The 8144-nt window shown below is 34.9% G+C and carries 7 protein-coding genes; 3 read left to right on the top strand and 4 right to left on the bottom strand.

Going from position 1 to position 8144, the window contains the following annotated elements; translation table 11 throughout:
• On the bottom strand, positions 1-1061 hold a 1061-nt coding region (uxaC, locus tag AA81_RS05880), incomplete at its 3' end, for a glucuronate isomerase (RefSeq protein WP_103898517.1).
• A gap of 83 nt (positions 1062-1144) precedes the next feature.
• Positions 1145-2536 carry an alpha-glucosidase AglA gene (gene aglA, locus AA81_RS05875; protein ID WP_103898516.1) on the bottom strand — a complete coding sequence of 464 codons (1392 nt, stop codon included), beginning with the start codon at positions 2534-2536 and terminating at the stop codon, positions 1145-1147.
• A 209-nt stretch (positions 2537-2745) separates the two neighbouring features.
• Between aglA and AA81_RS05870 the strand changes: the two genes are divergently transcribed.
• From AA81_RS05870 to AA81_RS05860, 3 genes are all read left to right on the top strand, one after another.
• Positions 2746-3909, top strand: coding sequence for a glycerol-3-phosphate acyltransferase (locus AA81_RS05870; RefSeq protein ID WP_103898515.1), 1164 nt, complete (start codon positions 2746-2748; stop codon positions 3907-3909).
• 82 nt (positions 3910-3991) lie between these two features.
• Positions 3992-4660, top strand: a complete 669-nt coding sequence (locus AA81_RS05865; protein ID WP_103077075.1) for a response regulator transcription factor — start codon at positions 3992-3994, stop codon at positions 4658-4660.
• A 50-nt stretch (positions 4661-4710) separates the two neighbouring features.
• Complete coding sequence (locus AA81_RS05860; RefSeq protein ID WP_103079439.1) at positions 4711-6027, top strand: sensor histidine kinase; 1317 nt, start codon at positions 4711-4713, stop codon at positions 6025-6027.
• Positions 6028-6044: 17 nt separating this feature from the next.
• Here the strand turns inward: AA81_RS05860 and AA81_RS05855 are convergent, their stop codons facing one another.
• On the bottom strand, positions 6045-7754 hold the full coding sequence (locus AA81_RS05855) for an NADH-dependent [FeFe] hydrogenase, group A6 (protein ID WP_103898514.1): 1710 nt from the start codon (positions 7752-7754) through the stop codon (positions 6045-6047).
• The coding region (locus AA81_RS05850; protein ID WP_281256292.1) for an NADH-ubiquinone oxidoreductase-F iron-sulfur binding region domain-containing protein at positions 7751-8144 on the bottom strand (394 nt) is incomplete at its 5' end. The genes AA81_RS05850 and AA81_RS05855, both read right to left, overlap by 4 nt.

Here is an 8144-nt window from a genome sequence, read left to right as displayed (position 1 = left end):
GTGGCAACGGTTGGAAATAGCGATGGATCCAAACAGTACAAAACAACTTTCAATTTTTCATCAAATTGGTTTAAAAAGTATTTTAACCCATTTGCCAAGTCAACGTTGCTAGTTGAAATATCTCCTCCGGTGTCTGGCCCCAAAGTATTATATAACTTGTCTCTATAATCTCGCACCGCACCAATATGTAATTGCATAACCCAATTGCTTTCAGCATTCATCGTCCCAAATTCATAGAACATAAAGGATTTGAAGTCTGAAATTTCTTGTTTCGTTAACTCTTTTTTTGAAAATGCTTTTTCATATACTTCGTTTACTCTTTCTTTGTCAACTGGGTATGAAATCGGTTCAAATATCCCATGGTCACTCGAAACACCACCAAGTTCATCAAATTTTGTGTGTGTCTTGTAAAGGGCATTTAAAAACCCATCAAAACGTTCAACATTTTCTTTTGTTATTTCTCCTAACTTTTCTACAAAATCTTTCCAATTTTCTTTTTCAATGTTCATAGCTTTGTCGGGTCTCCAAGTGGGGAGAATCTTTATTCCTTCAATATCTTTAGCTTTTTCATGATATGAGAGGTCCTCTGTTGGATCATTTGTTGTACACATTATTTCTACGTTCATTTCTTTTAGTAATCGTTGAGGTTTCATACTTTCACTTTTTAGTAATAAAAAAGTATCTTGCCATATCTTTTCAGCCGTATACTTTGAAATGGTATCCTCTATTTTAAACCTTCTTTTTAGATCGAGGTGTATCCATTCGTATGTAGGATTGCCAACGAACTCAGGGAAAACTTCAGCCAATGCCATCCACTTTTCCTTATTTGAAGCATTTCCAGTTATCTTTTCTTCGGGGACACCTCTTTTTCTCATTAATTCCCACACATAATGATCGGTGGCTCCTTCAACTTGCCAGATATCATCCCAACCTTTGTTCTCAACGATCTCCTTCACATCCCCGTGATTGTGAGCATCTAAGATAGGGAGATCTTTGATTGAATTATACAAGATCTTCGAAGTGTTGTTTTGTAGTAAATAATTTTCGTCCAAAAAAGACATTTTTCCAACCTCCTCTACTTCAATTCTTCATGTTTTTGAAAATTATGAAACATGCTTTAGGTCCTTTTCTATTAAACACGTTATTATCTTCCATAATGTTCCTTCATTTCCTTGTTAAATGGAAGATCAAATATCTCATCCCACAACTTAGGGATATCATCATAATTTTTGGTTCTTGGATCTCTTACTAAAACTTCTTCTAAGATTTTTCTATCTCCTGTAATAAAGGCTTCTAATGCCATTTCCATTCTTGTGATTCTGGGGATTATATAGTAATTTTTAATCTTTTCTGGTAAATCTGGTTCTATCTTTTCAGGGAACATTCCATTTTTGTTAACTTTTAGAGGTACTTCTACAACTACATCGTCAGGAATATTTTTTATCGTTCCATTATTCAAAACATTCAGGAATAATCTTGCTTCAACATCATTAGTTAAAGCGTTTATAAAAGGTATCTGTTGTTCGCCACTCATTTTTTCTTTTGGGAACTCTTCAGACCAGGTTTCTGTTATTTTGATGCTCGGATCTTTCGAGACTTGAATTATCATTCTTTTTATTTGACGTAATTCTTCATAAAACTTCGGTCTTTCAACTTCGTTGTCTATCCCTCCGAACTTTCCATACCATTTCTTTTTTGCTTGTAAACTATGATGATGTTTCCAAGTACTGTTTCTAGTTGTGTCTCCTATGGGTAACAATCCATAGAATTTGTACATATCGATAACTGCCGGAGCTAAATGGGTATCCCACGGGTCTTTTGGTTCCCAATTGTTTGATTCTTCTTCTATCCATTTGTCTAAGATTTGGTAACCATCTTCGCCCTTGTATAGAAATCGGTTTAACCATATTCCATGGTTTACACCAGCTACCTGCCAATCAGTTTCTTTTTCTTCTAATCCTAAAGTTTTTAGAACTTCTTGGACACCTACAACCCCATGACAAAAACCTATTACTTTCACGTTGGTCAGTCTTTTAATCAATTGTGTAATTTCAAAAACGGGGTTAGCGGTTTGCATAAGCCATGCATTCGGACATATTTTTTCAATTGATTTGGCTATATCTAAGGATAATTTCAGATGATTGTAGTTTGTGAACGTATAATAATCCGATACCATGTTGAACTCTTGACTATCTATTCCTCTGTAGTAACCATATTTTTCTCCAACATCTCTCATGATTTCGTAACTTACATAACCATCTTCATGACCTGGTGCTCTGTATAATGCCGTGTTTATGACAAAGTCTGCATCTTTTAATGATTCTTCACGGTTGGTAGTTTTCTCAAATTTAAGATTTCCACCTATTTCTTCTGTGTATCTTTTAGCGAGGTTATCTACTGCATTTAATCGCTCTTCGTCGATGTCCATGAAAGAGATTAAACTTCCATTTAATTCCTTTGTTTTTGCTAAATCTCCTACTAATTTCACTGTGTACCTGACACTACCTGCTCCTATAAAAGAAATTTTAACTGGCATGTTTTTTAGCTCCTTTAATTAATTCATTCTAAAATCGAATTTATTCATATCCATTTTAAATCAAAATAAACAAAAAGTCAACCTTGATTTTACTTGATTATGGTCAATGTAATCCAATTAAATCCAAATATCTTTGATTAAGTCGATTTTTCTCATTTTTTCTAAAGATTTGAAAAGTAGAGTATAATTAAAAATAAGAGGTGATCGATATGAGATTTTTAATCTCGTTGGTTGCGGCTTATCTTATCGGTTCGATACCATGGAGTTTCATTTTTGCGAAAATTTTTTCTGGAAAGGATATTAGAAAAGAAGGAACTAAAAATGTCGGCACAACTAACGCTTGGAAAATAGCCGGACCCGTAGCAGGTGTATTATCTTTTACAGGAGATTCAACCAAAGGGGTTTTAGCTATTTTAATCGGTTTTTTGCTTGGTATAGGTAAGAGTTGGTGGCCATTACTTGCTTTAGTAGCAATAATAGGTCATTCTTGGTCTATTTGGCTAAAGGGTAAAGGTGGTGTTGGGGTAGCAGCAGCTGTGGGGTCTTTTGTTGTTTTGTTCCCGTTAGAGTCTGCCGCCTTTGGTATATTAGCTGGAACGTTATGGCTTACTTTTGGTAAGGGGATAATGTTCGTTTTGTCATTTCTGTGGCCCTTTGTTATTTTGATAGGATATTTGAGAGGTACTATGGATTTATTGGGTACGATCTTAACTATTATTTTGGTGGCTTGGCTTTTTATTAAAGGTTGGGAGAATTTGAAAAGAGCTTTCCAAGAGGTAAAAGAACCTTTAAAAGATAATTTTGTTAGAAGAAAGATCTGGCGTTATATGGGCCTTTTGTTCCCAGCGCTTGCTTACCCACTTTGGGGTCCTGTAGTTTTTAGATATATTGTTGTAATTGCTGGTTTAATTGCTTTTTCTCTCGAATTAATAAGAAAATACTCAAAAAGTATAAATGAGTTTTTGAAGAAAATTTTTAAACCTGTTGGAAAAAGCGAAGAGGCTCATAAAATTTCCGGAACAAGTTATTTTCTTATGGGTTCAGCTATTACGGGATTGTTCCCCGTTCCATACTCTTTGATCTCTATTGTGATGTTAGCACTGGGAGATTCCTGGGCTGTATTGGTCGGAAAAAAGTGGGGTAAACATCAATGGTTGAAAGGGAAGTCGGTGGAAGGAAGTTTAGCGTGTTTTTTCATTTCTTTTGCATCAGGAGCTGTTTACATGAATTTGATCGGTTTACCAATTAGTTATGTGAGCTTGATTGTGGGCGCTCTTTCGGCAACTGTGGTGGAGGGGTTTGGTAATTTATTAAACGATAATTTGACGATAGCTCCAATAGCAGCTTTTTTCATGTGGCTCGTCAACGATTAAAAAGTTATTTTTTTCATAAAACTTTAATTTGAAAGTCAGAAAATTAGTTGTGATAGAATATTAATTATGGTGGTGAATAATTATGAAGATCCTTGTCGTTGAGGATGAAGAAAAACTTGCTAATATAATAAAAAGGGGACTTACGGAAGAAGGATACTGTATCGACGTTGTTTACGATGGAGAAGAAGCAGAAAACTATGCAAAATATTCTTCATACGATTTGATAATTTTAGATATAATGCTACCAAAAAAAGATGGGATAACCGTTTGTCAAAATTTAAGGAAAGAAAATATCAATACTCCAATATTGATGCTAACTGCAAAAGATAGTGTGGGAGACAGAGTTAAGGGTTTAGATTCCGGAGCAGACGATTATTTGGTAAAACCTTTTGATTTCGATGAATTATTTGCAAGGGTTAGATCTCTGCTAAGAAGAGAAAGTTTTACCCGCAACCCGATTCTTAAAGTGGGGGATTTAACTTTAAACACCTTAACAAGAGAGGTTTGGATGGGAGAGAAAAAATTGAAATTAACCCCAAAGGAATACAATATCTTAGAGTATTTTATGAGAAACCCAAGAATAGTAGTTACAAGGACTATTCTTGAGGAGAAAATGTGGGATATCGACTTTGAAGGGAATTCAAACGTTATAGATGTATATATAAGAAGATTGAGAAAGAAAATTGGAGATAAAGAGGGTAAAATTCTAGAAACTGTTAGAGGAGCTGGTTACAGGTTAACGGTATCTTAGGTTTTTTTAAGAGCATAAAATTCAAACTGACCGTTTGGTACTTACTAATAATGGCCATTTTGCTTTTAGTATTTGGGCTAAGCTCTTATTATGCTTTAAGCTACAGCCTATATGATAATATTGATAATTTTTTGTTGACAAGAATGGGTGATTTTAAAGGAGTATTAGAAAAAACAGAAAATGTTGAAGATATTGAAAATATAAAAGCGTTGCCAAACGAAATGATTTACATTTATAGTGATGATGCTAGTTTATTAAGGTTTTATGGCTATCTTATAAAAATACCAGACATTCAGGGGAAGGTACAAAAAGCCAATGCAGGCGAAACATTTTTCTTCAATTTAACCACCGACTTCAATTGGAACACTAGATTTTATGTTTCAACTGCAAAGCTAAAAGAAAATTCGAATGTTGTCATAATCATTGGAAGATTTACTAATGAGATAGAGAATGTTTTGGCTCGTTTGAAAATGATTTTGATATCAACTGGTGTTTTGGTAATGATCCTGGCTGGGATAGGGGGATTTTTTTATGCCGATAGTTCTCTTAAACCTGTTGAAAAAATTATAGATACGGCAAAAAATATCGAAGAAAATAATTTAAATGAAAGGATAAAAGTAAAAACGCAAGATGAGTTAGGAAGGTTAGCTTCCACATTGAATCAAATGATTTCGAGACTTGAAAAAGCTTTTGAGCAACAGAAGCAATTCACCGCAGATGTTTCTCACGATTTAAGAACCCCACTTTCGATAATACAAGCGGAAAGTAGTTTATCTTTGAAAAAAGACAGGTCGATAGAGGAGTATAAAAAATCTTTAGAGTTGATCTTAGAAGAAACTTCTTATATGTCAGAAATTATAGATAAATTGCTATTTTTAGCCAGGAGTGATAACAAAACTCAATTTTACAATTTTACCAAAACTAATTTGAAATCTTTGTTGGGAGAAGTAATAAAAAAAGTTAGTCCTTTGTACCACAACAAAGGTTTAGCATTAGAAGTTGCAAAGTTGGAAGAGCTATATATCAGGGCAGATAAAGATAAATTAAAAGAAGCTATTATAAATATTTTAGATAATTCTTTAAAGTATACGGATGAAGGAAAAGTTACTATTTCTTCTGTTAAAAGAGGTAATTTTGCTAAAATATCTATAGAAGACACTGGTAGAGGTATTCCTAAAGAAGATTTAAATAGAATATTCGATCGTTTCTATAGGGGAGATAAAGCAAGGACAAGCAGTGAAAAAAGTACTGGATTAGGACTGGCAATTGTTAAAGAGATCGTTAATGCTCATGATGGAAGAATAGAAGTGAAGAGTGAAGTTGGAAAAGGAACTGTGTTTTCATTGTTCTTGCCTATTGAAAAATAAGGGCCAAAAGGCCCTTATTAACTCCTTGCAAGATAAGTTGTGTGCAACAATTCATGAGATTTCTCGCTTAATGGTTCTTCTAGAAATTCTTTGTATAAAGTTTTGATAGCGGGGTTTTCATGAGATTTTCTTATTGGCAGGGATCTGTCAACTTCGTATATCGCTTGCATCCTTTTTAGAAGTATTTCATTGTTTGTTGGGATAGGTTGTCCACCTCCACCAATACACCCACCTGGACATGCCATGAATTCCACAAATTGCAATTCTTTTTCACCGTTTTTGATCATTTCTAAAACCTTTCGGGCATTCCCTAAACCATTCACGATAGCTACTTTTAAATTTATTCCATCAATTTCTACGGTAGCTTCCTTTATTCCTTCAATGCCTCTAACGGCTTCAAAGTCCAATTTTTCTAATTCCTTACCGGTTATTACTTCGTAAGCAGTTCTCAAAGCGGCTTCCATAACACCACCCGTTGCCCCAAAAATTGCACCGGCACCAGAAGAGATACCTAGAGGTTCATCGTACTCCTCCTGTGGAACGTTCAACAAATCTATGCCAGCTAGTTTAAACATTTTTGCCAATTCACGGGTAGTTAATACATAATCAACATCACCCTTCATTTCTGACCTAACTCGTTCAAATTTCTTGGCGGTACATGGCATGACAGAAACGACAACCGTATCTTCTTTTGAGATTCCTAATTTGTTTGCATAATATGTTTTGGCAATAGCTCCAAACATCTGTTGAGGAGATTTACACGATGAAAGGTTATCAATAAATTCGGGATAATTATGTTCTAAGAATTTAACCCATCCGGGACTACAGGACGTGAATAAAGGAAGCTTTCCATTATTTTTGAATCTTTCAATGAATTCATTTGCTTCTTCCATTATCGTTAAGTCAGCAGCAAAGTTAGTATCGAAGACTTTATCAAATCCTAACAATCTTAAGCCCGCAACCATTTGTTTTGTTGCGATTTTTCCTGGTTCCGCTCCGAATTCTTCAGCTATTGCAACTCTAACGGCAGGAGCCGTTTGCACGATTACATATTTACTTTCGTCAGAGAGAGCAGCCCATACTTGATCCATTTGGTAGACCTCGTGTAATGCTCCTGTGGGGCATTCTAAAATACATTGCCCACAATTTGTACAATCTACGTTCCCCATACCTTTGTCCATGAAAGTTGTCACGTATGTATCTGGCCCTCTATTTGCAATCGTTAATATGTTAACCGACTGGACTTCTGAGCATTTTCTGACGCACCGGTTACAAACGATACATTTTTGTGGTTCTCTCACAATTGAATAACTGCTTCTATCTTCTGGTAGACCATTAGATATTGGAGGGACCCTTATTTCAGTTACACCTATTTCTTCGGCAACCTCTTTTATCTCACAACTGCCGGATTTTGAACATGTAAGACAATTTAAGTTGCAATTTATTCCATGAGAAGCTATTATCAATTCCATGATAGTTTTTCTTGTCTTTCTTACTCTTTGAGAATGAGTAAAAATTTCCATACCATCGGTTATTTTTGTTACACAAGCTGGTTTTAAGGTTCTTTCCCCCTTTATTTCAACTGAGCAAAGTCTACAACTTCCAAAAGGTTCAAGTTTTTCAGAGTAACAAAGTGTAGGTATTTTTATGTGAGCTTTCTTTGTGGCGTCTAAAATACTAATTTCCTGATCGAATTCATATTCTCTGTTATTTATCTTTACTTTCATACTTCCACCTTCTTTGTGTAAAATTTCTCAAATATGGAGAGAATAAGGTTCAAAGAAGATTCTCCAAATCCACAACGTGCTGCAGAGCTTACCGCGTACTGTATATCAGAGATTATTTCTATTTCGTGTGAAGTTGGATATCCTCTTTTATATATATCCGATACGATTTTGTTTATGTTCTTATTTCCTTCTCTACATGGGAAACACGTTCCACATGTTTCGTCTCGGAAAAAGTCGGAGACATTTTTAACGATTTCTAAATGATTTCTTTGTGAAGAAACTACTATCATTCCGCCAGATCCGATGTTACTCCCCATTTTTTGAAGATTTTCATAGGTGTAAGGTACATTTAATTCATCTTCAGTTAATGCTTCGGTGGAAATTCCACCT

It is taken from the genome of Petrotoga halophila DSM 16923, from assembly GCF_002924615.1.
The sequence above is the reverse complement of the archived record's forward strand: the minus strand, read 5'-3'. Positions and strand labels throughout refer to the sequence as shown.